At 32.0% G+C, this 25,874-nt stretch carries 18 protein-coding genes; 10 read left to right on the top strand and 8 right to left on the bottom strand.

What is annotated here, in order from left to right; all coding sequences use genetic code 11:
* Positions 1-47: 47 nt before the first annotated feature.
* The 4 genes from gyrB to asnB form a co-directional block, all read right to left on the bottom strand.
* Complete coding sequence (gene gyrB / locus H0I30_RS07820) at positions 48-1,985, bottom strand: DNA topoisomerase (ATP-hydrolyzing) subunit B (RefSeq protein ID WP_218771313.1); 1,938 nt, start codon at positions 1,983-1,985, stop codon at positions 48-50.
* 279 nt (positions 1,986-2,264) lie between these two features.
* The gene (locus tag H0I30_RS07815; RefSeq protein WP_218771312.1) at positions 2,265-3,026 is read right to left on the bottom strand and encodes a hypothetical protein; all 762 of its coding nucleotides are present in this window, start codon (positions 3,024-3,026) and stop codon (positions 2,265-2,267) included.
* A gap of 198 nt (positions 3,027-3,224) precedes the next feature.
* A complete protein-coding gene (locus tag H0I30_RS07810) occupies positions 3,225-6,677 on the bottom strand; it encodes a pyruvate carboxylase (protein ID WP_218771311.1) in 3,453 nt (1,150 codons plus the stop codon).
* A gap of 130 nt (positions 6,678-6,807) precedes the next feature.
* The gene (gene asnB / locus H0I30_RS07805) at positions 6,808-8,472 is read right to left on the bottom strand and encodes an asparagine synthase B (RefSeq protein WP_218771310.1); all 1,665 of its coding nucleotides are present in this window, start codon (positions 8,470-8,472) and stop codon (positions 6,808-6,810) included.
* 341 nt (positions 8,473-8,813) lie between these two features.
* Here asnB and H0I30_RS07800 point away from each other — a divergent pair, with 341 nt between their 5' ends.
* The 8 genes from H0I30_RS07800 to trpA all read left to right on the top strand — a co-directional run bounded on the left by H0I30_RS07800 (position 8,814) and on the right by trpA (position 17,162).
* A complete protein-coding gene (locus H0I30_RS07800; protein WP_218771309.1) occupies positions 8,814-10,082 on the top strand; it encodes an aryl-sulfate sulfotransferase in 1,269 nt (422 codons plus the stop codon).
* 254 nt (positions 10,083-10,336) lie between these two features.
* Positions 10,337-11,728 carry an anthranilate synthase component I family protein gene (locus H0I30_RS07795; protein ID WP_218771308.1) on the top strand — a complete coding sequence of 464 codons (1,392 nt, stop codon included), beginning with the start codon at positions 10,337-10,339 and terminating at the stop codon, positions 11,726-11,728.
* A 180-nt stretch (positions 11,729-11,908) separates the two neighbouring features.
* The gene (locus H0I30_RS07790) at positions 11,909-12,487 is read left to right on the top strand and encodes an aminodeoxychorismate/anthranilate synthase component II (RefSeq protein ID WP_218771307.1); all 579 of its coding nucleotides are present in this window, start codon (positions 11,909-11,911) and stop codon (positions 12,485-12,487) included.
* A gap of 94 nt (positions 12,488-12,581) precedes the next feature.
* Positions 12,582-13,571, top strand: coding sequence for an anthranilate phosphoribosyltransferase (trpD, locus tag H0I30_RS07785; protein WP_218771306.1), 990 nt, complete (start codon positions 12,582-12,584; stop codon positions 13,569-13,571).
* Positions 13,572-13,640: 69 nt separating this feature from the next.
* Positions 13,641-14,429 carry an indole-3-glycerol phosphate synthase TrpC gene (gene trpC / locus H0I30_RS07780; RefSeq protein ID WP_218771305.1) on the top strand — a complete coding sequence of 263 codons (789 nt, stop codon included), beginning with the start codon at positions 13,641-13,643 and terminating at the stop codon, positions 14,427-14,429.
* Between the two features lie 2 nt (positions 14,430-14,431).
* Positions 14,432-15,100 carry a phosphoribosylanthranilate isomerase gene (locus tag H0I30_RS07775; protein ID WP_218771304.1) on the top strand — a complete coding sequence of 223 codons (669 nt, stop codon included), beginning with the start codon at positions 14,432-14,434 and terminating at the stop codon, positions 15,098-15,100.
* Between the two features lie 16 nt (positions 15,101-15,116).
* Positions 15,117-16,301, top strand: a complete 1,185-nt coding sequence (gene trpB / locus H0I30_RS07770) for a tryptophan synthase subunit beta (protein ID WP_218771303.1) — start codon at positions 15,117-15,119, stop codon at positions 16,299-16,301.
* Between the two features lie 93 nt (positions 16,302-16,394).
* Positions 16,395-17,162 (top strand): tryptophan synthase subunit alpha, encoded by a 768-nt coding sequence (trpA, locus tag H0I30_RS07765; protein WP_218771302.1) that lies wholly within the window; start codon positions 16,395-16,397, stop codon positions 17,160-17,162.
* 77 nt (positions 17,163-17,239) lie between these two features.
* Here the strand turns inward: trpA and H0I30_RS07760 are convergent, their stop codons facing one another.
* Positions 17,240-17,668 (bottom strand): peptidylprolyl isomerase, encoded by a 429-nt coding sequence (locus tag H0I30_RS07760; protein WP_218771301.1) that lies wholly within the window; start codon positions 17,666-17,668, stop codon positions 17,240-17,242.
* Between the two features lie 210 nt (positions 17,669-17,878).
* The gene (locus tag H0I30_RS07755; RefSeq protein WP_218771300.1) at positions 17,879-18,499 is read right to left on the bottom strand and encodes a TonB-dependent receptor plug domain-containing protein; all 621 of its coding nucleotides are present in this window, start codon (positions 18,497-18,499) and stop codon (positions 17,879-17,881) included.
* 122 nt (positions 18,500-18,621) lie between these two features.
* Here H0I30_RS07755 and H0I30_RS07750 point away from each other — a divergent pair, with 122 nt between their 5' ends.
* Together H0I30_RS07750 and recQ are read left to right on the top strand one after the other, a co-directional pair.
* Positions 18,622-21,792 (top strand): S41 family peptidase, encoded by a 3,171-nt coding sequence (locus H0I30_RS07750; protein WP_218771299.1) that lies wholly within the window; start codon positions 18,622-18,624, stop codon positions 21,790-21,792.
* Positions 21,793-21,891: 99 nt separating this feature from the next.
* Positions 21,892-24,006 (top strand): DNA helicase RecQ, encoded by a 2,115-nt coding sequence (gene recQ, locus H0I30_RS07745; RefSeq protein WP_255554354.1) that lies wholly within the window; start codon positions 21,892-21,894, stop codon positions 24,004-24,006.
* Positions 24,007-24,681: 675 nt separating this feature from the next.
* Here recQ and H0I30_RS07740 read toward each other — a convergent pair.
* On the bottom strand, positions 24,682-25,305 hold the full coding sequence (locus H0I30_RS07740) for a hypothetical protein (protein WP_218771298.1): 624 nt from the start codon (positions 25,303-25,305) through the stop codon (positions 24,682-24,684).
* A complete protein-coding gene (locus H0I30_RS07735; protein ID WP_218771297.1) occupies positions 25,289-25,771 on the bottom strand; it encodes an RNA polymerase sigma factor in 483 nt (160 codons plus the stop codon). Before H0I30_RS07735 ends, H0I30_RS07740 begins: the two co-directional genes overlap by 17 nt.
* Positions 25,772-25,874 lie beyond the last annotated feature (103 nt).

Below are 25,874 nucleotides of genomic sequence, written 5' to 3'. Positions count from 1 at the left end.
TCAATCTTTTAAGATTGAGCTTTTTATAGTTTTATAATAAAAAAATGTTATACATCGATATTTGCATATTTCGCATTACGTTCGATAAAATCTCTACGTGGTGGTACTTCATCTCCCATAAGCATAGAGAAAACTCTGTCTGCTTCTGTTGGGCTGTCAATAACAACTTTACGTAAAGTTCTAAATTCTGGGTTCATGGTTGTGTCCCATAATTGGTCTGCATTCATTTCTCCAAGACCTTTATAACGCTGTACGTTTACAGAGCCTCCCATGTTTTTAGCAATAACATCACGTTGGTTATCATCCCAAGCATATTCTCTTTTTTGTCCTTTTTTTACTAAATATAAAGGAGGTGTTGCAATATAAATATAACCTTGCTCTACCATTTCTCTCATATATCTAAAAAAGAAGGTTAATATTAAGGTAGCAATATGCGAACCATCTACATCGGCATCACACATAATAACTACTTTATGATAACGAATTTTAGATAAGTTTAAAGCTCTTGGGTCTTCTTCTGTTCCGATAGAAACTCCTAAAGCCGTAAACATGTTTTTGATTTCTTCGTTTTCAAAAACTTTATGTTGCATTGCTTTTTCAACATTTAAAATCTTTCCACGTAGTGGCAAAATAGCTTGAAAATTACGATCTCTACCTTGTTTTGCTGTTCCACCTGCCGAATCTCCCTCAACTAAGAAAATTTCACATTGTGCTGGATCTGTTTCAGAACAATCTGATAATTTACCAGGCAAACCACCAATACTCATTACGGTTTTACGCTGCACCATTTCACGTGCTTTACGTGCTGCATGACGAGCATTGGCTGCTAAAATTACTTTCTGAACAATGATTTTTGCATCATTAGGATTTTCCTCTAAGTAGTCCGTTAACATTTCTGAAACTGCTTGAGAAACAGCAGCGGATACTTCTCTGTTACCTAATTTTGTTTTTGTTTGTCCTTCAAATTGTGGTTCTGCTACTTTTACAGAAACAATGGCTGTTAATCCTTCACGGAAATCATCACCAGCAATTTCAAATTTTACATTTTTAAGTAATCCAGATTCGTCAGCATACTTTTTTAAAGTGTGTGTTAAACCTCTTCTAAAACCAGATAAATGTGTTCCTCCTTCGTGCGTATTAATATTGTTTACATAAGAATGTAAGTTTTCTGAATACGAAGTGTTGTAAACCATGGCAACTTCTACAGGGATACCATTTTTTTCACCTTCCATAGAAATAATCTTGGCAGTTAACTGCTCACGAGTAGAATCTAAATATTTAATAAATTCAGGTAAACCTTCATCAGAATGAAATACTTCTGAAATAAAATTACCTTCATCATCTGTTGTTCTCTTATCCGTTAAGGTAATTGTAATCCCTTTGTTTAAGAATGATAACTCGCGCATACGAGTTGCCAATGTTTCGTAATTAAAGTCTGTAGTTTGCTTAAAGATTGATTTGTCTGGTAAAAAAGTTACAATCGTACCTGTAAAATCAGTTTCGCCTATTGTTTTAACAGGGTATAAGGCTTTTCCTTTAGAGTACTCTTGTTGCCAAATTTTACCTTCTTTATGAACTGTAGCTGTTAAAAGGTCTGAAAGTGCGTTTACACAACTTACACCAACACCATGCAATCCACCAGAAACCTTATAAGAATCTTTATCGAATTTACCACCAGCACCAATTTTTGTCATTACAACTTGTAATGCAGAAACGCCTTCTTTTTTGTGAATTCCTACAGGAATACCACGACCGTTATCTTTGGTTGTAATAGAGTTGTCTTCATTAATTGTAACATCAATTTTATCACAATAACCTCCCATTGCTTCATCAATAGAGTTGTCTACAACTTCGTAAACTAAGTGGTGTAAACCACGAATACCAACATCTCCAATATACATTGAAGGACGCATTCTTACATGCTCCATTCCTTCAAGCGCTTGAATACTGTCAGCTGAATAATTATGTTTTTTTTCTTCGCTCATGATAAGTGAATTAATTAAGTTTTAATTTTAATAAACAGTCTTTAGAAAGGAAAGTTTAACCTAACAAACTTACGTTTTTTTAAGGTAAATTAAAAGGTTTTAAGCGTTTGATGATGATTTTTTATGAGTTTAAGGAAGGTTGAAGAAAAGGGCTTAAAATGACTGTAAAGTGCTTTAGTGTTAGTTTTTGTTTTTTTTAAGGTTGAATAAAAATATGTTTAAACAGAAAACCTCGCAAAAGGGAGGTTTTTGAATTGTGATTTTCATAAAAAAGATCTTTTAGCGCAAATTAATGGTCTTTTGAGCAACAGAAAGTCCTTCTAAAGAAATAATTACTTTGTGAATGCCTGGTGTTATATTTTTTCTGTCCACCTCTATAAATGAAACAACATCTAATGGTTCATTTTTATAATCTATAGTTAATTTACTGCTATATGTATTTGCTGTACCTTTAGCACCTTTAATAATAACGATATTATTTTTAGAGTCTAAAACTTTTATGGAAATTCGTTTTTTTCCTTTATTAGCTATTTCATTTTTTAAAACATGAAAACTAATTTTAAAAGCATCTATTTTATTTTTATTTGTCGTTGTTGTAAACTTACTATTATTTCTTTTTCTCATAGTAAGCACTTCAACAATATTTAGTTTTAATAATTTAGCTTTATCAACTTTAGTAGCTAAAGAATTAATTTTAGTTGACAGTTTTTTCGTTAAATGCGTTTTTTTTGCAAGTGCTTTTTTGTCTTTTTTTAAGTCGCTATCTAATTCATCTACCGAATCTTTTAGGTTGATGATTTTATTAATTTCTAAAATTACTCTTTTAGATAATTTCTTGTTTTTTGCGCTTAATTTTTTGTAGTTGGCGGTTGTTTTTTCTAGCTTTTGTTCTAACTCTTTTTTTTCTTCAATGGATTTTTTAAGTCTAGAGCTTACCATTTTGTAATCGTAGTTTTTATTAAAAGCATAGGAAAAGGAGAGTGCTGTTGCTATAAATAATAATACAAGTAAAATTTTCTTTTTAATTTTTTGTGTACTCATTTTCTTTAGGGGGATTAGTTTTTAGAAAATATGCCTAAATATAAATAACTAACAATTATAAAAAAAATAAATAGTTGATTTTCATTTATTTATAGTGATGGTAAATACTTTTTAAACTAAGAAAGAAGGATGTTGTACGTTAATAACGTAAAAACCTCGCTTTTTTGCGAGGTTTTTTTGCTTTGTAATAATAAATTATCACGATAATCTAATTACTAAATCTTCAGAGTTAACCATTACTCCAGGTTTTAAAACGGTTTGTTTTATAGTTGTATCTTCTGTAGCTGTAATTGTAGTTTCCATTTTCATAGCTTCAATAATAAATAAAGGCTGGTTTTTAACCACTTTTTCACCTTCTTTTACTAAAATAGCAGATAACATTCCTTGTAATGGAGCGCCTATTTCTTTTGAATTACTTTTATCAGCTTTAGTGTTAATGATCTTATTTACTTTTATAGATTCATCTTTTATTTGCACTGCTCTTCCTTGGCCATTCACTTTAAAATACACGGTAACCATTCCATCTTCATTTGGTCTTCCAACAGAATCTAGAGTAATTAATAAAGTTTTTCCTTTATCTAATTCAACAACAATTTCTTCGCCTCTTTCCATTCCGTAAAAGAAATTCTTGGTTGGTAGGTTTAATAAACTGTCGTATTTTAAATGTTTATTAAAAGCATCCGTAAATACTTTTGGGTATAATTTATAAGATAAGAAATCTGTAAAATCTATAGGCCTGCTTAAGTCGTTTTCAAATATTTTTTTAAAGTCATTATATTCTTTATCGATATCTAAAGGCTCAATATGAGCATTTGGTCTGTCTGTGTATGGTTTTTGATCTTTTAAAATTAATTTCTGAAGATCTTTAGGAAATCCGCCAACTGGTTGTCCTAAATCTCCTTTAAAGAAACTAACTACCGATTGCGGAAAAGAAATTGTATCACCACGTTCTAAAACATCCTGAACCGTTAAGTTATTACTTACTAAATACTGTGCCATGTCACCAACTACTTTAGAGCTTGGTGTAACTTTTACAATATCACCAAAAAGGTGATTTACATCGCCATACATTTTGGTAATTTCATGAAAACGATCTTCTAATCCTAATGCTTGTGCTTGTGGTTTTAGATTTGAGTACTGACCACCCGGAATTTCATGTTTAAAAACTTCACCAGAACCTGATTTTAAACCAGATTCAAACGGATAATAATACTCTCTTACTGTTTCCCAATAGTTAGAGTATTCATTTAAAGAATCAATATTTAAATTACTTTCTCTATCATTAAATTTCATCATTTCTACAACCGAATTAAAATTAGGTTGTGATGTTAACCCTGATAATCCGCCAAGGGCGACATCCACCACATCAACTCCGGCTTCAATAGCTTTTAAATAAGTAGCTGATTGAATAGACGAGGTGTCGTGTGTGTGTAAATGAATAGGAATATTTACTTCTTGCTTTAATGCTGAAACCAACTCGAAAGCTGCATACGGTTTTAATAAACCAGCCATATCTTTAATTGCTAAAATATGTGCACCGGCATTTTCGATGTCTTTGGCTAAAGTGGTATAGTATTTAAGGTTGTATTTTGTATTCTTCGGATTTAAAATGTCGCCTGTATAACAGATTGATCCTTCTGCTAAACCATTCGTTTTATTACGAATATGCTCGATGCATGGCGCTATAGATTTCATCCAATTTAAAGAGTCGAAAATTCTAAAAATATCGACTCCTTTTTCCCAAGATTGTTGCACGAAGCTTTCAATTAAATTGTCAGGATACGCCGTGTATCCAACTCCGTTAGAACCTCTAATTAACATTTGAAGCAATACGTTTGGCATCGATTTACGTAACAATTGTAAGCGTTCCCACGGATTTTCTTGTAAAAAACGCATACAAACATCAAAAGTTGCGCCTCCCCAAACCTCCATACTAAAAATACCTGGGTTGTTTTTTGCGTAACCTTCTGCTACTTTTAACATATCAAAAGTTCGCATTCTGGTAGCTAATAAACTTTGATGTGCGTCTCGCATTGTGGTATCTGTAAAATGAACCTTCTTTTCATTTTTTAACCACTGAGAAAATTTTTCAGGACCTAATTCTGTTAATAAATCTTTTGTTCCTTTAGGGAAGCTAGCATTTGCATCAAACTTAGGAACAATAGGTTTTACGAATGTTTTTGTTGGATCTATTTTTTTAACGTCCGGATTCCCATTTACAATAACGTCTCCTAAATAAGTAACTAATTTCGTAGCCCTATTTCTTGGAGCTTTAAAAATAAATAAATCAGGTGTTTCTTTGATGAAATTAACAGTTACTTCTCCTTTTCTAAAGGTTTCATGTTTTAGAATGTTGTCAAGGAAAGGCATGTTTGTTTTTACACCTCTAATTCTAAATTCGGCTAAAGCTCTACGAACTTTTCTACAAGCACCATCTAAAGTTCTGCTATTTGCTGTAACTTTTACAAGCATCGAATCGAAAAATGGCGAAATAACTGCGCCTTGATAAACACTACCAGCGTCTAAGCGAATTCCGAATCCAGACGCACTTCTGTAAGTCGTAATTTCTCCGTAATCTGGTTTAAAATCGTTTTGTGGGTCTTCAGTTGTAATTCTACATTGCAGGGCATAGCCATTTACTTTTACGGCTTCTTGGTTTGGTATTTTTATTTGTTGATCAGCTAGTTTATATCCACCAGCAATAAATAGTTGAGTTTTTATTAAATCTATATTTGTTACCACTTCGGTAACCGTATGTTCTACCTGAACTCTTGGATTTACTTCAATAAAATAGATGGCGTCATCATCGTCAACCAAAAATTCTACAGTACCAATATTATTATAATCAACAGCTTTACAAATATCGATAGCATATTTATAAAGCGCATTTTTTATTTCTTGTTTTAAATCAAATGACGGCGCAAATTCAATTACTTTTTGATAGCGACGTTGCACAGAGCAATCGCGTTCGAAAAGATGTACTGTGTTTCCGAAATTATCGGCAACAATTTGAATTTCTATGTGTTTCGGATTTTCTACAAATTTCTCTAAAAAAACGGTATCATCTCCAAATGCATTTAGTGCTTCACGCTTACTTTCGTTAAAAGCTCTTTTTAATTCGTCGGCTTTTCTAATAACACGCATTCCTCTTCCGCCACCACCAGAAGCAGCTTTTAACATAATTGGATAGCCAATTATTTCAGCTTCACTTAAAGCAACATCAATATTTATTAAAGGCTTTTCGTTACTTCTTATTACGGGAATGTTATTTGCAACAGCAACCTCTTTTGCTGTAATTTTATCTCCTAAAGATTTTAATACAGACACTTTGGGTCCAATAAAAATAATACCATTATCCTCACACTTCTGAGCAAGATCTGCATTTTCAGATAAAAAACCATAACCAGGATGCACTGCATCGGCACCACTTTCTAATGCAACTCTAATAATTTCATCAATATTTAAATACGGTTTTAGTGGCGCATTATTTTCTCCTATTTGATAAGACTCATCTGCTTTATATCTGTGTAATGAATATCTATCTTCAAAGGTGTAAACACCTACTGTTTTAACATTGATTTCTGTACAGGCTCTAAAAATTCTGATAGCAATTTCTCCTCTGTTTGCGACAAGTACTTTTTTTATTTTCATTCTTATTGTGATGTGTTTAGAAAGCGGTTAACGAACGTTCGCTATAAATGTAATAAATGCTAATGAGATTATCAATTAATTTTTGAATTAGAATATTATAGTTTGTTAACTATCAACTTAAAAACTGATTTTAGTACGCGTCGTCATGTACACTCATTATTGCTCTTCCCGATGGTTCGTTCATGTTTTTAAAAGCCTCATCCCATTCTAATGCAATTTTTGTGCTACAAGCAACACTTGGCTCTTGCGGAACACTTAGTGCAGCGGTATCACTAGGAAAATGGGCTTCGAAAATAGTTCTGTAATAAAACTCCTCTTTGTTTTGTGGCGTTTGTATCGGGAACCTAAATTTAGCATTTGCCAGTTGCTCATCTGTAACTTCTTTATCTACTACTTCCTTTAAAGTATCAATCCAATCATAACCTACACCGTCAGAAAATTGTTCTTTTTGTCGCCAAGCAACGCTTTCTGGCAACATATCTTCAAATGCCTTTCTAATCACCCATTTTTCCATACGTTCTCCGTTAATCATTTTGTCTTTCGGATTGATACGCATAGCAACATCTATAAATTCTTTATCTAAAAACGGCACACGACCTTCAATTCCCCAAGCCATTAAACTTTTGTTAGCTCGTAAGCAATCGTACATGTGTAATTTATCTAATTTACGAACCGTTTCTTCATGAAATTCTTGTGCATTTGGAGCTTTGTGAAAATATAAATAGCCTCCAAAAATTTCATCGGCTCCTTCTCCAGATAATACCATTTTAACGCCCATCGATTTAATAACTCTCGCCATTAAATACATTGGTGTAGAAGATCGAATAGTAGTTATGTCGTACGTTTCGATGTTATAAATTACATCTTTAATAGCGTCTAATCCTTCTTGAATAGTGAACTTTATTTCATGGTGTACCGTACCAATATGATCGGCAACTTTTTGAGCTGCCGCTAAATCTGGTGAGCCTTCTAATCCAACAGAAAAAGAGTGTAATTGAGGATACCAAGCTTCCGATTTATCGTCTGATTCTATTCTTTTTTGCGAATACTTTTTAGCAATTGCTGATATTACAGAAGAATCTAATCCGCCTGAAAGTAAAACACCATAAGGCACATCACTCATTAATTGTCTGTGTACAGCAGCTTCTAAAGCTTCTTTAACTTCTGCAATACTAGTTTCGTTTTCTTTTACAGCTTCGTACTCTGACCAGTCTCTTTTGTACCATTGTACAAATTTTCCGTCTTTACTCGACATATAATGCCCTGGAGGAAATAATTCAATTTTAGTACAAACACCTTCTAAAGCTTTTAATTCAGAAGCAACATAAAAAGTTCCGTTTTGATCCCAGCCAACATATAAAGGAATAATCCCCATGTGATCACGAGCAATAAAATACTCATTTTTTTCCATATCGTACAAAGCGAAGCCGAAAATCCCGTTTAAATCATCAATAAAATCAACACCTTTTTCTTTATACAATGCTAAAATTACTTCACAATCAGAAGCTGTTTGAAACTCATAAGAACCTGTAAGGTTTTTAGCTAATTCTCTGTGGTTATAGATTTCTCCGTTTGCGGCTAAAATTAACTTTTTATCAGCACTAAATAACGGTTGTTGTCCAGAAGCGGGGTCAACAATTGCCAAACGCTCATGTGTCATGATAACTTTAGCATCACTATAAATTCCGCTCCAATCTGGCCCACGATGTCTAATTTTTTTAGACATTTCTAATAGCTGAGGTCTTAAACTCTCAGGAGACTCTTTTAAATCAAACGCACATACAATTCCACACATAATTTTATATTTTTATTCCTCAGTTAAATTGAGGTTTTTAGTTCTTATTTATATTGCAAATCACGGTATTTTGTTTTTTTTTATAAATAGTTTTGTTTGAAATGATTACATATGTAATTTATTTGTGTTGTTTTTTTAATTTTAATTAATAATTTTAACTACTTTGTTTTTTTTTAGATATAAAAACAACTGAGAGTAATTTTTTGGTTGCAATTTCATTGTGTTTTGGTAGTTGTTTTTTATAGGTTATAAATATATAAAGCAAATAAGATTTTAATTGAATTAGATGTGGTTGTTTGATAATTAATTAACTTTACGTTCTATTAATAAAAAAAAGTTTTATGAAAAAGTTATTGGGTTGTTGTTTTTTTTTGTGTGTAATTTATAGTTGTGGTAAGTCAGAAGATCAACAAGAAGATGTTCTTTTAACGTCAAATATAGAAGTTTATGAAGAAGGTTTAATAGACGATAGCTTAGTGTTGGCTGTTGAAAACGGAGCAGATAAATCTTATTTATTAGACAAAGCAGGAAATAAAATTAAAACTTGGGATTTCGATTTGAAATTAGGTAATGATTTAGAAATTATGTCTGATGGGAAGTTGTTGGGTATGTTTAAGGTTGATGATCCTGCTTTTTCATTTGGAGGTGGCGGCGGAATCATTAGAGTTCTAAATATTGACGGAAGTGTTGATTGGGAATATAAATATGCAACAGAAAATCATTTAGCACACCATGATGTCGAAATGTTACCAAACGGGAATATTATTTTTCTTGCTTGGGAAAGAATAACGAAATCAGAAGCTAAACTAAATGGCGTTGAAACAGAGGGAGATATATTTCCAGAGGTGTTGGTTGAGGTAAATCCAAATACAAACACTATAGTATGGGAATGGCATAGTTTTGATCATATAATACAAGATAAATTGCCTAGTAGTACATTGACATATGGTGTGTTAAGTGAGAATCCTCAGAATATTAATATTAACTATTATTCTATAGATAATGGTGATATTATGCACGCTAACGGAATAGATTATGATGCCGAAAAAGACGTAATTTATATTAGTGTTAATTATTATGGAGAAGTATGGGTTGTCGATCATAGTACAACATTACTTGAAGCAAAAACGAGTTTGGGAGGTAATTATGGCAAAGGAGGTGATTTGTTGTATCGTTTTGGTAATCCTAAAGCTTATAACAGTGTTTTTGGTGAACGCATGTTTTCTAGAAATCATTTTCCTAATTTTTTAGAAAAAAATATACCAGGAGCAGGCAATGTTTTGGTTTATATGAATGGAAATGATGTAGGTCAGTCTACTGTTTATGAATTAAAAATGCCTGAAGTTTTTGAATTAAAAACCGAAGAAAGTAATGAACCAAATGTGGTTTGGAGCTTTACTGATTCGGAGTTATTTTATGGTAAAATTTCTGGAGCAACAAGATTGAAAAATGGTAACACATTAATTTGCGAAGGAGATTATGGTTTTTGGGAAATAACTCCAGAGAAGGAAGTTGCATGGAAGTATAATGGAGGTAAGGTTTCTTTTTGGAGAGGTTATCCATATACTTGGGATTCTCCAGAAATCAAAAGTTTAAAATTAAAAAAATAATTTTGCAGAATCAAAAATCTGTCATACATTTGTGGTATAATGATGAAACAAAACAACATATGGTGGTGGAACTCTCTTAATAGTTAAGTGAGAAGATACCTATATGTATATACTATAAAGGAAAGGCTTATCTCACGATAAGCCTTTTTTGTTTTTTAACAATTAAATTATTGTCTCCTCGAGCGCAGTCGAGAGGTTATAGACAAGAAAAGAGATTAAATTGGTCTCGACTGCGCTCGACCTGACAAGTTAATATGGAAAAAATAAAATTTAACACAATAACAAAAAGTAAAATTTCTGATACAATAACACCTGTAGGTTTGTATTTGCGTTTTAGAGATAAATATGCTAACACTTTATTATTAGAGAGTTCAGATTACCATAGTAAAGAAGAAAGTTTTTCTTTTATAGCTATCGAACCAGTAGTTACAATGAAGGTTGAGGATCATAATTTTACTGTTTCTAAACAAGGAAAAACAATTTCAGAAAGTAAAATAGATAAGAACTTTTACAGCTTGTTTGATGGTTTTTCAAAGTCGATGGCTTTAGATTGCCCCCCAGCACTAAAATCATTTAACGGTTTATACGGATATTCAACCTATGATAGCGTTCAATATTTCGAAAACATACAGTTAAATGTAAAAGATGCGCCGTCTAAGATACCTGTAATGCAATACAGTTTTTACCGATTCATTATAGCAATCAATCATTTTAATGATGAAATGACATTGATTGAAAACATTGAAGAAGGAACGGAGTCGAGAATTTCAGAAATTGAAACTATAATAGAAGCGCAGGCTTTTAATACGCAAAAATTTGAAATTAGCGGAGAAGAAACCTCAAATTGTACCAATGATGATTTTAAAGAATATGTAGTAAAAGCAAAAGCACACTGTAAGCGTGGCGATGTTTTTCAGTTGGTATTATCACGCCAGTTTCAACAAAAATTTAAAGGAGATGAATTTAATGTGTATCGAGCATTACGTTCTATAAATCCGTCGCCATATTTATTTTATTTCGATTATGGTTCTTTTAAATTAATGGGATCTTCACCAGAAGCTCAAATTAAAATAAATGAAGGAAAAGCCATTATAAATCCAATTGCCGGAACTTTTAGGCGTACCGGAGATATGGCAGAAGACATAAAACTAGGTAAGCAATTATCCGAAGATAAAAAAGAAACTGCAGAACATGTAATGTTGGTAGATTTGGCAAGAAATGATTTGAGTAAACATGCCGGCAATGTAAAAGTTGAGGTGTTTAAAGAAGTGCAATATTTTAGCCACGTAATTCATTTAGTATCTACCGTAAAAGGGAGTATTACAGGAAACCCGATAGAAATTGTAGGAGATACTTTTCCTGCCGGAACTTTAAGTGGAGCACCAAAATACAAAGCGATGCAATTAATTGATACTTACGAAAATCAATCTCGCGGATTTTATGGTGGGGCAGTCGGAATCATCGGTTTAGATGGTTCGGTAAATCTTGCCATCGCAATTCGCTCTTTCGTTAGTAAAAATAACGTACTGTATTATCAGGCTGGTGCAGGAATCGTAATTCATTCCGACGAAGAAAAAGAATTACAAGAAGTAAATAATAAATTAGCAGCACTAAAAAAAGCGTTGACTTTAGCTGAAAATATTTAGGGCGTTTTAACAGGCTTTCCACTATATCTTTTTATTGAAAAAAATAAAAAGGATGCCGTTTCAATCCTTAACGCAAAAATAAATTTTAAGTTTTTACAACGAAGTAATCTCTTAATTAATAAACAAACAGATTGCCACAGCAAAAGAATAAATTTGCTTGGCAATGACAACTAGAAAAAAATGAAAATATTAATACTAGATAATTACGATTCGTTTACCTATAATTTGGTGCACATGATAGAAGATATTACAGGTAATTTACCTGATGTGTATCGAAATGACGAAATTTCTGTAACTGAAATAGATAGGTACGATGCCATTATTTTATCACCAGGACCTGGAATTCCTGATGAAGCGGGTATTTTAAAAGAGGTTATAAAACAATACGCAGGTAAAAAACCTATTTTTGGTGTTTGCTTAGGTTTACAAGCAATTACAGAAGTTTTTGGAGGAAGTATAGAAAACATGGGAGAAGTTTTTCATGGCGTTGCCACAGAAATGGAAATTGTGAATAAAGAGGCTGTTATTTTTAAAGGAGTTCCGCAAAAATTTCAAGCGGCAAGATATCATTCTTGGATTGCTTCAAATGAAAACTTCCCATCAGAAATTAATATTACAGCTGTAGATGAAGATGGCGGAATTCAAGCAATTGAACACAGTGTATTTAATATGTCGGCAGTACAATTTCATCCTGAGTCAATCTTAACAGAAGTTGGTGAGCAGATTGTTAGAAATTTCTTAGAGAATATTAAAAAATAAAATGTCTCCTTGGGAGGAGTCGAGAGGTTACTATTTAAATCTCGACTCCGCTCGATCTGACAAAAAAAATACTGAAAAATTAATTCAGCATATAATGAAACAAATATTAAACGATTTATATCAACATAAAAGATTAACAAAATTACAAGCAAAGCAGGTTTTGATTGATATTGCTTCGGGCAAATTCAATGAAGCGCATTTGGCTTCTTTTATGACCGTTTTTATGATGCGCCCTATTTCGGTTGAGGAGCTTTCGGGTTTTAGAAATGCGTTGATAGAATTAGCCATAAAAGTAGATTTTTCTGAGTATAACACCATTGATATTGTTGGTACAGGTGGCGACGGAAAAGATACTTTTAATATTTCTACCTTAACGTCTTTTATTGTTGCTGGTACCGGACAAAAAGTGGCAAAACATGGTAATTATTCGGTGTCATCTCAATCAGGTTCGTCTGATATGTTAGAGAGTTTCGGATATGAATTTACCAATGATGAAGCTGTTTTAAAATCGCAATTAGAGCAAGCTAATATTTGTTTTTTACACGCACCAAAATTTCATCCAGCAATGAAAGCGGTAAGCGCAACTAGAAAAGCATTAGCATTAAAAACGTTTTTTAATATGTTAGGGCCTTTAGTAAATCCTAGTTCACCTAAAAATCAATTATTAGGAACTTTTAATTTAGAAGTTGCCCGTTTGTATAATTATATCTTGCAAGAAGAAGGTACAAATTACGGTATTGTTCACGCCTTAGATGGTTATGATGAAATATCTTTAACAAGCGGTTTTAAATTGTTTACCAAAAATGGAGAACAATTAATTAATCCAGAAGATATAGGGCAGAAAAGGATAGAACAATCAGCTATATTTGGAGGAGAATCTGTTGCTGATGCCGCAAAAATATTCAAAAGTATAATTGAAGGAAACGGTACCGAGGCACAAAATAGTGTGGTGTTAACAAATGCAGCATTTGCCTTAAAAATTGTTGATGACAAGAAGAGTTTTCAAGAAGCTTACGAAGAAGCAAAAGATTCTTTATTAGGATTAAAAGCATATCAAACATTAAATAAACTAGTAAATATATAATGTCTACTCGAGCGCAGTCGAGAGGTTTTAGATCTCGACTGCGCTCGACCAGACAAATTTAAAATAGAAATGACAATACTCGATAAAATAATAGCGTTTAAAAAAACAGAAATAGCCAAGATTAAAGCAGAAGTTCCTGTAAGTAAATTGGTTGAAAGTCCGAATTTTAAAAACGCACCGTTTTCATTAAAAAAAGAGCTATTAAAAGTAGGTTCAACAGGTATAATAGCTGAATTTAAACGTCAATCTCCTTCAAAAGGAATCATTAACGATAAAGCTACTATCTTAGAAGTTACGGAAGGTTATTTAGATGCAAATGTAGCAGCACAATCAATTTTAACAGATACTTCTTTTTTTGGAGGAACCATGGCTGATTTATTGGAGGCTAGAACGGTAAACCAGTTACGACCAATTTTAAGGAAAGATTTTATTGTTGACGGATTTCAAATTGTTGAGGCTAAAGCAATCGGTGCAGATGTTATCTTATTAATTGCAGCTTGTTTAACAAAGCAAGAACTTAAAAATTACGGTCAGTTAGCAAACGATATAGGTTTAGAGGTTTTGTATGAAGTTCATACACAAGAGGAATTAGATAAGATTAACGATTTAGATAATAAGATTATCGGAATTAATAATCGTAATTTAAAAACTTTCGAGGTAGATTTAGAACATTCTATAAAACTGGCTAGTCAAATACCAAATACAGCAATTAAGGTTTCTGAAAGCGGAATTTCTGATTCAAGAATTATAACTGGATTAAAAGAACATGGTTTTCAAGGTTTTTTAATTGGTGAAACTTTTATGAAAACCGATAATCCGGGATTAGCTTGTAAAGAATTCATTGATCAAATACGATAACTATGAAACTGAAAGTTTGTGGAATGAAATACATAGAAAATATCCAACAAGTTGCAGCATTGCAACCTGATTATTTAGGGTTTATTTTCTATGAGAAATCAAAAAGAAATTTTGAAGGTATCATTCCTGATTTGCCAAAAGAAATAAAAAAAGCAGGTGTTTTTGTAAATGAAATTCCAGAAATAGTAGTTTCATTAGTAGAAGAGTATGGTTTAAATATGGTGCAGCTTCATGGCGATGAATCACCAGACTATTTACAAAAGTTAACAGCAGTTTTTAAAGAAAGTATTGCAGAAAAACATCAAAAGGCAAAATACAAAATGCCTGAGCTGGTGAAAGTTTTTGGAATTAAAGATGCGTTTGATTTTGATTCTTTATATCCATATTTAGAAACTGTTGATTATTTTTTGTTTGATACAAAAGGAAGAGAACGAGGAGGAAACGGAGTTACTTTTAATTGGCAGGTTTTAGAGAATTATCCTTTTGAAAAACCATTCTTTTTAAGTGGCGGAATTGGACTAGAAGAAACATCAGAAATTAAAAAATTACAAGCAACAAACTTACCTATTTATGCTTTAGATGTAAATAGTAAGTTTGAAAGTGCACCCGGAATTAAGAAAGTAAAAGAATTAAAAAAATTTAAAAATAACGTTTTTGCAAACTCGCAATAACAGAATAACAGAAAATATGAAATCAAAATTTCACCCAGATAAGAATGGATATTTTGGACAATTTGGAGGGGCTTTTATTCCTGAGTTATTACACCCAAATGTAAAAGAATTAAAAGATAATTACATTCAAATAATAGAATCTAAAGAGTTTCAAGAAGAATATAAGTCTTTGTTAAAAGATTATGTTGGTAGACCAACACCATTATATTTAACAGAACGTTTATCTGAAAAATACGGTGCACATATTTATTTGAAAAGAGAAGACTTATGTCACACAGGAGCGCACAAGGTAAATAATACCATTGGGCAAGTTCTAATTGCTAAGAAATTAGGTAAAACCAAAATCATTGCGGAAACTGGTGCAGGACAGCATGGTGTTGCAACAGCAACAGTTTGTGCATTAATGGGCTTAGATTGTACTGTTTTTATGGGTGAAAAAGATATTGTTAGACAAGCACCAAATGTAGCAAGAATGAAAATGTTAGGAGCAAAAGTTATAGCAGCGACTTCTGGTTCAAAAACATTAAAAGACGCTACAAATGAAGCGATAAGATATTGGATTCAAAATCCAGAAACGTTTTATTTAATTGGTTCTGTAGTTGGCCCGCATCCACATCCTGATATGGTTGCTCGCTTACAGGCGGTAATTTCTGAAGAGATGAAATGGCAATTAAAAGAAAAGACTGGGAAAGAAAATCCGGATACTATTATTGCTTGCGTTGGTGGAGGTAGCAATGCCGCTGGAGCTTTTTATCATTATCTTGATGACGAAGATGTTGAACTAATTGCTGTTGAAGCTGCTGGTTTGGGTGTTAACTCTGGTGAAAGTGCTGCAACTTCTCAATTAGGAGAAGTGGGTGTAATTCACGGAAGTAAAACTATTTTAATGCAAGATGAATATGGCCAAATTGTGGAACCTTATTCAATTTCAGCAGGATTAGATTATCCCGGAGTTGGTCCTTTACATGCTTATTTACATGAATCAAAACGAGCAAAATTTATGAACGCAACTGATAAAGAAGCGTTGGATGCAGCTTATGAATTAACAAAAATAGAAGGTATTATTCCTGCTTTAGAAACAGCACATGCTTTGGCTGTTTTACCTAAAATGGATTTGAAAAAAGACCAAGTTGTAGTTATTAATTTATCTGGAAGAGGAGATAAAGATTTAGAAACATATATCAAGTATTTAGAAGATTAAATTTTAAAATCGTCGTTACGAGAAGGAATAACGAAGTAGTCTTTTTAGGAGATTACTTCACTACGTTCGCAATGACAGAATGAAGTATAAAACATGAATTCAATAAAAAAAGTTTTTCAAAATCAAAGTCAAAATTTATTATCTATTTTCTTCACGGCAGGTTTTCCGAAGTTAGATGACACTGCAAAAATTGTTGCTGATTTAAGTAATAGTGGTGTAGATTTTATAGAAGTAGGTTTGCCTTATTCAGATCCTTTAGCAGATGGTCCGACGATACAAAATAGTAGTTCGGTTGCGTTAAGTAACGGAATGAATCTTGATATAGTTTTTGAGCAGTTATTAGCCATAAAGGATACAAATAAAACGCCATTAGTTTTAATGGGATATTTGAATCAGATTATAAAATATGGTGAAGATAAGTTTTGTGAAAAAGTAAAAGAAACAGGAATTGATACTGTAATTATTCCGGATTTACCAATGATTGAATATGAAAATCATTATCAGGAATTGTTTAAGAAATACGGAATAACAAACGTATTTTTAATTACGCCAAATACATCAGAAGAAAGAATTCGTAAAATAGATTCGTTAACAGAAGCTTTTATTTACGTAGTAGCATCAGCTTCAATTACTGGAGCAAAAGGGGAGATTTCATCACAACAAATCGATTATTTTAATCGAATTAATGCCATGAAATTACAAAGTAAATTAATTGTTGGCTTTGGTATTTCTGATAAGAAAACATTTACAACGGCTTGTAAATATATGAATGGAGCAATTATAGGTTCGGCCTTTGTTAAAGAACTAGATGCAAACGGAATTGCAGGAGTTGGCAATTTTATAAAATCAATTAAAAAATAATATATCTTATAAATATAAACCGCCTATTGTTTTTAATAAGCGGTTTGTTATTTTACAAAGATGTTAATCTTTTGTTGTTAGTTAATAGCAACAACTTCAAGATCAAAAATAAGTTCTTTACCGGCTAAAGGGTGATTACCATCAATAATAACACTCTCTTCTTTAACTTCAGTAATAACTAAGTTGAATTCTTGTCCGTCAGGAGATTTAGAGACAAGTCCCATACCTACTTGAGGAGCCATATCCTGAGGAAGATCAGTTTTATTTACTTCCTGAATCAAACTTTCGTTAACATCACCATATGCTTCCTCTTTAGCAATTGTAATGGTTTTCTTTTCGTTTAATTTCATATCAATTAAACCTTTTTCAAAACCAGGTATTAATCGTCCTTCTCCTAAAGTAAATTCTATAGGCTCTTTTCCTTCAGAACTATCAAAAATTTGTCCGTCAGATAATTTACCTGTGTAGTTTACTTTAACTGTGTTGTTTTCTTTTACTTGACTCATACTTATGATTGTTTAATTTAAAAAAATACTCCTTTACATAATTCTTATGCTGTAAGTATTTTAATACCTTATACTAGTAACCACTAAAACCAAGCCAAAGCTGAAAAAGCAGCATTTTTTTTAGTTATAAAATATATTATCTATAATAAGAGAGAACTAAAATATTATTATTTGCCTTACTAAACGCTGTAAGTGTTGTTTTTAGGGTTATTAATTAGTTGTAACTTCAATAACACCATTTGCGCCTCTAACACCGTAAATAGCTGTGTCAGTTCCTTTCAATACTTTTATACGTTTTATGTCAGCGGGTGAGATGTTTGCAAAAATCTCTTGTGCTACTTGCATCTTGTTTACAACAAATAAAGGTATTGTAGATCCATTAATAGAATTAGATCCTCTAACCGTAATTGTTTTATTAATTACGGTTACACCAGGAACTTGCCCATTTATATAATCATAAATGTCTTTGTATTGAAATGAAGACATTGAGTTTTGGACGATTACATTTGATGGTTTTTGAATTGTAACATTAGCGCGTTGGCTTTTTATTATAATTCGATTGTATTTTTTTCCATCATAATTTATAGTATTGATTCCATGAAGAGGAGAAAAGGCCGTCATTTTTTTTATATTTTTTTTGCTTGTGCCTTTAAATATTCCTTTAGAATCTGTTTTAGAAGTTTGTTTTACATCATCAAAGAGGACAACAGCGTTTGGAATAGGGTTGTTATTACTATCTTTAACGACAATAAATACATTTTTTTCTTGTTGAGAAAACACTGTGTTAGATAAAGATAGTGTTAAAATTAAAAGGAGATTGATAGTTTTCATGATTGTTTTTTTTATAAAGATATGGATTAATTTCTTTTTTTTTTGAAAACACTGTTAAAAAGTCTTAAAGTTTTCTGATAATAATACGAATACTTTAATTTCGTTTACATAAAAATAATCGGATGTCTAAAAAAAATCTATTTCTACTCGCAATGCTATTTAGTTTTGGTGTTGCAATTTCTCAAAATTCTTTAATTCGAAAACCTGCTATTAGTAATGATGGTTCAAAAATGGCATTTAGTTATTATGGAGATATTTGGATGTACAACTTAAATAGTAAGCAATCAAAAAGATTAACAATTCATAAAGGATATGAAAGTAATCCCGTGTGGAATATTGATGATACCGAAATCGCATTTTCATCAAACAGAAAAGGAAATGACAACGTATTTATAACGTCTCTTAACGGTGGTGTGCCAAAACAGTTAACGTATTATCCAACGGCCAATATTCCTACAGATTGGACTTCAGAAGGTACAGTTGTATTTACAACAGGTAGAGTTTATCGCGGTCCAGAATGGGATAAACAAATGTATACCGTAAATGAAAACGGCGGAACACCAGAGCGATTATTAACAGCTTACGGTGAGTTAGCTTCAGTTTCTCCTAACGGAAAATTAATAGCGTTTACCAAGGGTGCTTGTCGTATTGCTCGTGAAGACTATTCGGGTTCTGCACAAAGAGATATTTGGATTTATAACACAGATACCAAAAAATACAATCAAATTACCACAAGTAACAAAAACGACCATTCTCCTAAATGGGATGCTGCCGGAAACTTATATTATATAGGCGCAAAAAGCGGACGATATAATGTATATAAACAAGCTATTTCATCAAACGGAACGGCTAATGGAAACGCAACCCAATTAACATCAGAGAAAAAAGATGGAGTTAGAGAGTTTTCAGTGAGTAGTAACGGAGCATTTATTTACTTAAGTGGTGTAAATTTATTTAAGGTTGAAGATGGTTTGGCACAAAAAATAACCTTAAACCTTTCTTCGGATAATCGTTTTGAAGAAGAGATAACAAAAACAGTTACAAACGGAATTAGTAGTTACGCAGTTTCACCTAACGGAAAAAGTATTGCACTTGAAATTAACGGTGAAATTTTTGTAAAAGAAAACAATAAAGAAAAGAAACGTTCTAATAACGTAAGTAAGCATTTATTTAGAGATCGTAATCCGCAATGGATAAATGATAAAACAGTTGTTTTTTCTTCGGATAGAGGTGGGGTTTATCAATTATATAGCGCAGTTTCTACAGATACATTAGTTGGTTTACATCGTAGCTTAAAAACAAAGGTGACGAAATTAACGAATCATAAAGAAGATGTAATGGGATCGTTAGTATCACCTGACGGAAAAAAAATTGCCTATCAAGTTGGTCGCGGAATTTTAATGATTGCTGATTTAAAAGACGGAAAGATTATAAAGGCGAAAGAATATTCTAATTCTTGGGCTGCTACCGAAGATGTTTCATGGAGTCCGGATAGTAAATATATTGCGTATTCTCAGGAAGATTTAAATTTTGATAGCGAAATTTTCATTCAGTCGATTGCTGATAAATCTAAAAAAATGAATGTTTCTATGCATCCACGAAGTGATGCAAATCCGGTTTGGAGTGCAGATGGTAAAAAATTAGCATTTTTATCGAACAGAAGCGGAATGAACTATGATGTTTGGATGGTTTGGTTAGATAAAACGGATTGGGAGAAATCGAAAATTGATCACGAAGAAGGAAGTTATTATCCAGCGGAAAAAGAAAAAAAGGAAGATAAGTCTGACAAAAAGGATAAGAAAAAGAAGAAAAAAATAGTTGTTGTTAAAATAGATCAAGATAAAATTTACGATCGTTTAGTACAAGTAACTTCTTTGCAGGATAATGAATACAGTCCGATGTTTAGTGCCGATAGTAAATTTATTTATTTTTCAGCAACAGATCCTGCAAGTAAAAAAAGAAGCACTTATAAAGTAAAGTGGGATGGAAGCAAGCCAAAAGCGATTAAAAGTGTAAGCGGTGCAAGAGGAATATCAGAAAATAAAGGGAAAGTTTATTTTACTTCAAGAGGAAGTTTAAATCAGTTAGATACCAAATCAGATAAAGTAACGAAGCTACCACATTCTGCAACTTATACTAAAAATAGTAAAAAAGAATACGAGCAGGTTTTTGAAGAAGGTATTAGAGTGTTAACAGCTGGCTTTTACGATCCAGAATTTCACGGCTATGATTGGAGTAGCTTAGTAAAAAGATACAGACCTTGGGTTTTATCAGCAACAACACATCAAGATTATACATATATGTATAATTTATTGTTGGGGCAGTTAAATGCGAGTCACATGGGATATAGAGGCTCAGCTCCTAAAACCGTAAACGACAAAGTAGGTTTACTGGGTTTAGATGTCGTAAATACCAAAGATGGCGTAAAAGTGAATTATATTCTACAAAATACGGTTGCCGATAAATCGAAAAGTACTTTAAAGGTAGGCGATGTTATTACTGCTGTAAATGGTTATGAAATCGCTAAAAACACTAACTTTTATCAGCTGTTGAAAAATACACAAGGTAACGAAGTATTATTGAGTTTAAAGAACGGAAAAGATATTGTGTTAAGACCGCAACGATCTATTAGGAGTCAACAATATGAAGCTTGGATAACGTCTCGTAAAAAATTAGTTGACGAATACTCAAACGGGCAATTAGGATATATTCATATTCAGGGAATGAATATGCCAAGTTTCGAGCGTTTTGAACGTGAGTTAAAAGCAAGTGGATACGGAAAAAAAGGAATTGTAATTGATGTACGTTATAACGGTGGTGGTTGGACAACCGACCGATTAATGGCTGTTTTAAATGTAGATCAACATGCGTATACGGTACCAAGAGGCGCCGCTAAAAGTTTAAAGAATAATAAAAAATTCAATACAAATTATCCGTTTAACGAACGTGCAATTTTATCAGTAAATACAAAGCCAGTAGTTGCTTTATGTAACGAAAATAGTTATTCGAATGCTGAGATTTTTTCACATGCATTTAAAAACTTAGGTTTAGGTAAATTAGTAGGGCAACCAACATTCGGAGCCGTAGTTTCTACAGGATCTGCAAGATTACAAAACGGATCTATTCGTATGCCGTTTAGAGCTTGGTTTGTGAAGAAATCAGGAAAGAATATGGAGAATGAAGCACCTGCAGTTCCAGATTATTTAGTGAAAAATGCTCCGGGTTGGAAAGAAAGAGGAGAAGACGCTCAATTACAAAAAGCAGTTGAGGTTTTATTACAAGATTTAAAGTAACTGTTCGTTATCTATTATAAATAATGTTGAAATAGCACTAAAAACAAAATGAAGCATAGAAATTATTTTCTATGCTTTTTTTATGATTATTTTTGCAATATGATGCAGCTTACAGAAATAGACTTACTTGTAAAATTAAAAGCAAACTTTGGTTACGATAGCTTTCGGTTACAGCAACAAGCAATTATCGAAAATGTTTTAAACAATAAAGACACTTTGGTAATTATGCCAACTGGTGGAGGAAAATCGATATGTTTTCAATTACCAGCATTATTTTTTGAAGGTATCACCCTAGTTGTTTCTCCGTTAATAGCCTTGATGAAAGATCAGGTAGATAGTTTAAAAGCGAACGGTATTGCAGCTACTTATTATAACAGTAGTCAATCACCCGAAGAACAACAGCAGGTTTTTGATTCGGTTATAAATAAAACTGTAAAGTTGTTGTATGTGGCTCCAGAAAGTTTATCGTTGCTTCAAAATATTTTAAATTCAAATTACGTTAGCTGTATTGCTATTGATGAAGCACACTGTATTTCTGCTTGGGGTCACGATTTTAGACCGTCGTACAAACAATTATCATTCTTAAAAAGAACATTACCAAATGTTCCTATTGTGGCGTTAACCGCAACGGCAGATAAAGCTACACAAGAAGATATTTTAGAGCAATTAGCGGTTCCGCATGCTACTAAATTTGTAAGTTCTTTTAATAGAGAAAACATCAGTTTAGAGGTTCGTCCTGCAAACGATAGAGTTCAGCAGATTATTAAATTCATCAATAAAAAACCGAATGAAGCTGGTATTGTGTATTGTTTAAGTAGAAAGGCTACGGAACAATTAGCAGGTAAATTAAAGCAGCAAAATATAAATGCGAAAGCATATCATGCAGGATTAAATTTTGAGGAACGCGCCAAGAATCAAGAAGATTTTATTAAAGACGAAGTTCAAATTATTTGTGCAACGGTTGCATTTGGAATGGGAATCGATAAATCGAATGTGCGTTGGGTAATTCATTATAACATGCCCAAAAATATCGAAGGATATTATCAGGAAATCGGTCGTGCTGGGCGTGACGGATTACCAGCACAAGCATTACTTTTTCATAGTTATGCGGATGTAATTCAGCTGCGTCAGTTTATTGCAAATACAAGTAATAAAGAAGTTCAGGAAGCAAAGTTAGATAGAATGAAGCAGTTTGCGGAAGCAACTGTGTGTAGGCGAAAAATATTGTTGAGTTATTTTGGAGAACTGATTGAGAAAAATTGTGGTAATTGTGATGTTTGTAAAAATCCGGTACAGTTTTTCGATGGAACAATTATAGCGCAAAAAGCTCTTTCTGCTATTTATCGTCTGCAAGAAAAAGAAGCCATGGGTACGGTGATTGATGTTTTACGTGGCGCAAAAAATGCGGCGGTTTTAGATAAAAATTATCAAAATTTAAAAACATACGGAATAGGAAATGATATTTCTTGGCAACACTGGCAACATTATATTGTTCAATTGATAAATCAAGGGTATTGCCAGATAGCATTTCACTTAAACAATACGTTACACTTAACAGATTTTTCTAAAAAAGTACTTTTTGATAAAGAAAAAATTCAACTAACAACTCCAGTAGAAATCAAATCTACTGAAAAAGCTATCAAAGCAAAAGGTAAAAAAACATCTAAATCAGTCGTAAAAGATACTTTATTTGAACGTTTACGTAAACTACGATACAGAATTGCACAGGAAGAAAATATTGCTGCATATTTAGTTTTTAGTGATGCTACTTTACGTGAGTTAGAAAATGAGCGTCCGCAAACAGATAATGCCTTTTTAGCAATTAGTGGAGTAGGGCAGCGTAAATTAGAAGTGTATGGTGGTGAATTTATGGAAGAGATTAAAACTTTTGTAAAAGAGAAAAAGAAAGGAAAAAAAGATACAACACTCGAAACTTATAATTTATACAAAGAAGGTTTTTCGATTGATGAAATAGCAGATAAGCGAAACTTAAAAGCACAAACTATATTTTCGCATTTATCTAAATTGTATTTAGAAGGTAAAGATGTGAGTTTAAATGAATTTATTGATGCGGCAACTATTAAGCTAATAGCAAATGCTAAAAAAGTATTAAAAAACGAACCGACTTTAAAGCCTTATTTCGAGTTTTTAGGAGAGAAAGTGCCATATGAGCAAATACGAATTGGATTGACGATTTTACAGAAGAAACGATAAGTATTTTTAGTTGTGTTTTGTGTAAAGTAATTGTGAATTTAGCACGAAATAAAACTTCAGTTCGAGTAATTTTAATGTAGTGAAACGGAATGAAAATTGTATTGAGAACTAATGAACAACTTCTCGATACAAAATTATTTTCCATATTCATTCCAATAATTTTACTCGAAGTGACAGCTGTTAGCAGTTGGTTTTTGCTATGAAAAAGTTAGATTATTTTATGTCAGTTCGAGTAATTTTAGTGCAGTAAAACTCAATTAAAATGTATCGAGAACTAGTAAGTACCTTCTCGATACAAAATTATCTTTCATTTGCATTCCAATAATTTCTCTTGAAGTGACAGATGTTTATCAGTTAGTTTTTGCTATAAAATAGTTAGATTATTTTATGTCAGTTCGAGTAATTTTAGTGCAGTAAAACTCAATTAAAATGTATCGAGAACTAGTAAGTACCTTCTCGATACAAAATTATTTTCCATTTGTATTCTAATAATTTCACTCGAAGAGACAGGTGTTTATCAGTTGGTTTTTGCTATAAATAGTTTGGGTTATATTATGTCAGTTCGAGTAATTTTAATGCAGTGAAACGGAATTGAAATGTATCGAGAACTAATGAATAGCTTCTCTATAAAATATTGTTTTATATTCTAATAACTATATACATAATATACTTTAGCTATTCTTCATTTTTTAAGTCTTCCATTTCTATAATAACTGCATCTAATTTAGAAATTAATCCGGCATATAAGATTTTAGTAGAAATAGTATAAACGACTCTTCCAATAATTGAAACGACAACAGCAACTAGTAACCCGACGGCTATAATTTTTAAGAATGAAGTATCCGAAGAAATAAATTTAGATAAAAAACTTTTTTCTTTAATAGTAAAAGCAAGTGCAAAAATTGACAAAACAGCTAGCGGTATTGCAAATACAAATAGCTTTTTAGTGGCTTTCAGTATTATATTTATAATGCTTTTATATTTTTTTAAATATGTTAGGTTGTCAGATTTAACATCAATAGTTTTAAATTTTTTCAATAAATTGTTATTAAAAAAATAGAGACATAAAATTAAAAAAGCACCGTAAAACCCAATAATTGCTTCTGAAAATAGTGTCATACCAATAGCAACTATTATGGCCATAGGAATTAATCCTTTGTTATCAATTTCGTAAGTTCTTTTAATTTTTGCTATTATTGATTTAGATTTTTGATTGTATAAATTATTTATTTTTGGGGCAATTAAAGTTTCTTCTTTAATGAAGGCTTCATTCCATATTTTTTCAATTGATTTTTCCATCTAATATTACTTTTAATTGTTTTTTAATTCTGTTAATACGAACGGCAATGTTATTTGAGCTCGTTCCAATAATTTCTGCAATTTCTTTGTGCGGATTTTCTTCTAAATGCAATAAAATTACCGCTCTGTCGACTTCAGATAATTTTTTAATAGCATCGTACAACAAGTTTAAACTTTCATTTTGAAAAGCAGCATTTTTCTCAGATTCCTCATGAAGAATTTCAATAGTATTGTGCTTGCGTTTGTTCTTTTTAGAAAGCGTTAAGCAAATGTTTAGGGTAATTCTATAAATCCAAGTACTCCATTTAGATTTTTCTTGAAAAGCATCTCTACTTTTCCAGATTTGTAAACAGGCTTCTTGATAAAAATCTTCAAAATCCTCTTGAGAGTCCGTATAAGCTCTACATATTTTAATTATAATACCTTTATGAGGTACAATAGATGTTGCGTAAAAATCGTTACTCAAAATTGTGTTTTATTAATTAGTATTCGCTTAATTAAAAGTATTACAAGATAATTGATAAAATTTAAATATTTTATTTTCAATAATTATTGAAAGTTTAATAATT

It is taken from the genome of Tenacibaculum sp. AHE14PA (assembly GCF_019278465.1).
Taxonomy (GTDB): domain Bacteria; phylum Bacteroidota; class Bacteroidia; order Flavobacteriales; family Flavobacteriaceae; genus Polaribacter; species Polaribacter bernardetii.
Note: the sequence above shows the minus strand (reverse complement) of the source record. Positions and strands in the feature narration are given on the sequence as shown.

Bases quoted from the DNA above. Each gene is read 5' to 3' on its own strand.
- H0I30_RS07800 (WP_218771309.1), top strand. From the start codon at position 8,814: ATGAAAAAGTTATTGGGTTGTTGTTTTTTTTTGTGTGTAATTTATAGT.
- trpA (WP_218771302.1), top strand. From the start codon at position 16,395: ATGAATTCAATAAAAAAAGTTTTTCAAAATCAAAGTCAAAATTTATTA.
- trpB (WP_218771303.1), top strand. From the start codon at position 15,117: ATGAAATCAAAATTTCACCCAGATAAGAATGGATATTTTGGACAATTT.
- H0I30_RS07815 (WP_218771312.1), bottom strand. From the start codon at position 3,026: ATGAGTACACAAAAAATTAAAAAGAAAATTTTACTTGTATTATTATTT.
- H0I30_RS07810 (WP_218771311.1), bottom strand. From the start codon at position 6,677: ATGAAAATAAAAAAAGTACTTGTCGCAAACAGAGGAGAAATTGCTATC.
- H0I30_RS07795 (WP_218771308.1), top strand. From the start codon at position 10,337: ATGGAAAAAATAAAATTTAACACAATAACAAAAAGTAAAATTTCTGAT.
- H0I30_RS07760 (WP_218771301.1), bottom strand. From the start codon at position 17,668: ATGAGTCAAGTAAAAGAAAACAACACAGTTAAAGTAAACTACACAGGT.
- asnB (WP_218771310.1), bottom strand. From the start codon at position 8,472: ATGTGTGGAATTGTATGTGCGTTTGATTTAAAAGAGTCTCCTGAGAGT.
- trpD (WP_218771306.1), top strand. From the start codon at position 12,582: ATGAAACAAATATTAAACGATTTATATCAACATAAAAGATTAACAAAA.
- H0I30_RS07775 (WP_218771304.1), top strand. From the start codon at position 14,432: ATGAAACTGAAAGTTTGTGGAATGAAATACATAGAAAATATCCAACAA.
- H0I30_RS07755 (WP_218771300.1), bottom strand. From the start codon at position 18,499: ATGAAAACTATCAATCTCCTTTTAATTTTAACACTATCTTTATCTAAC.
- H0I30_RS07750 (WP_218771299.1), top strand. From the start codon at position 18,622: ATGTCTAAAAAAAATCTATTTCTACTCGCAATGCTATTTAGTTTTGGT.
- trpC (WP_218771305.1), top strand. From the start codon at position 13,641: ATGACAATACTCGATAAAATAATAGCGTTTAAAAAAACAGAAATAGCC.
- gyrB (WP_218771313.1), bottom strand. From the start codon at position 1,985: ATGAGCGAAGAAAAAAAACATAATTATTCAGCTGACAGTATTCAAGCG.
- H0I30_RS07740 (WP_218771298.1), bottom strand. From the start codon at position 25,305: ATGGAAAAATCAATTGAAAAAATATGGAATGAAGCCTTCATTAAAGAA.
- H0I30_RS07790 (WP_218771307.1), top strand. From the start codon at position 11,909: ATGAAAATATTAATACTAGATAATTACGATTCGTTTACCTATAATTTG.
- recQ (WP_255554354.1), top strand. From the start codon at position 21,892: ATGATGCAGCTTACAGAAATAGACTTACTTGTAAAATTAAAAGCAAAC.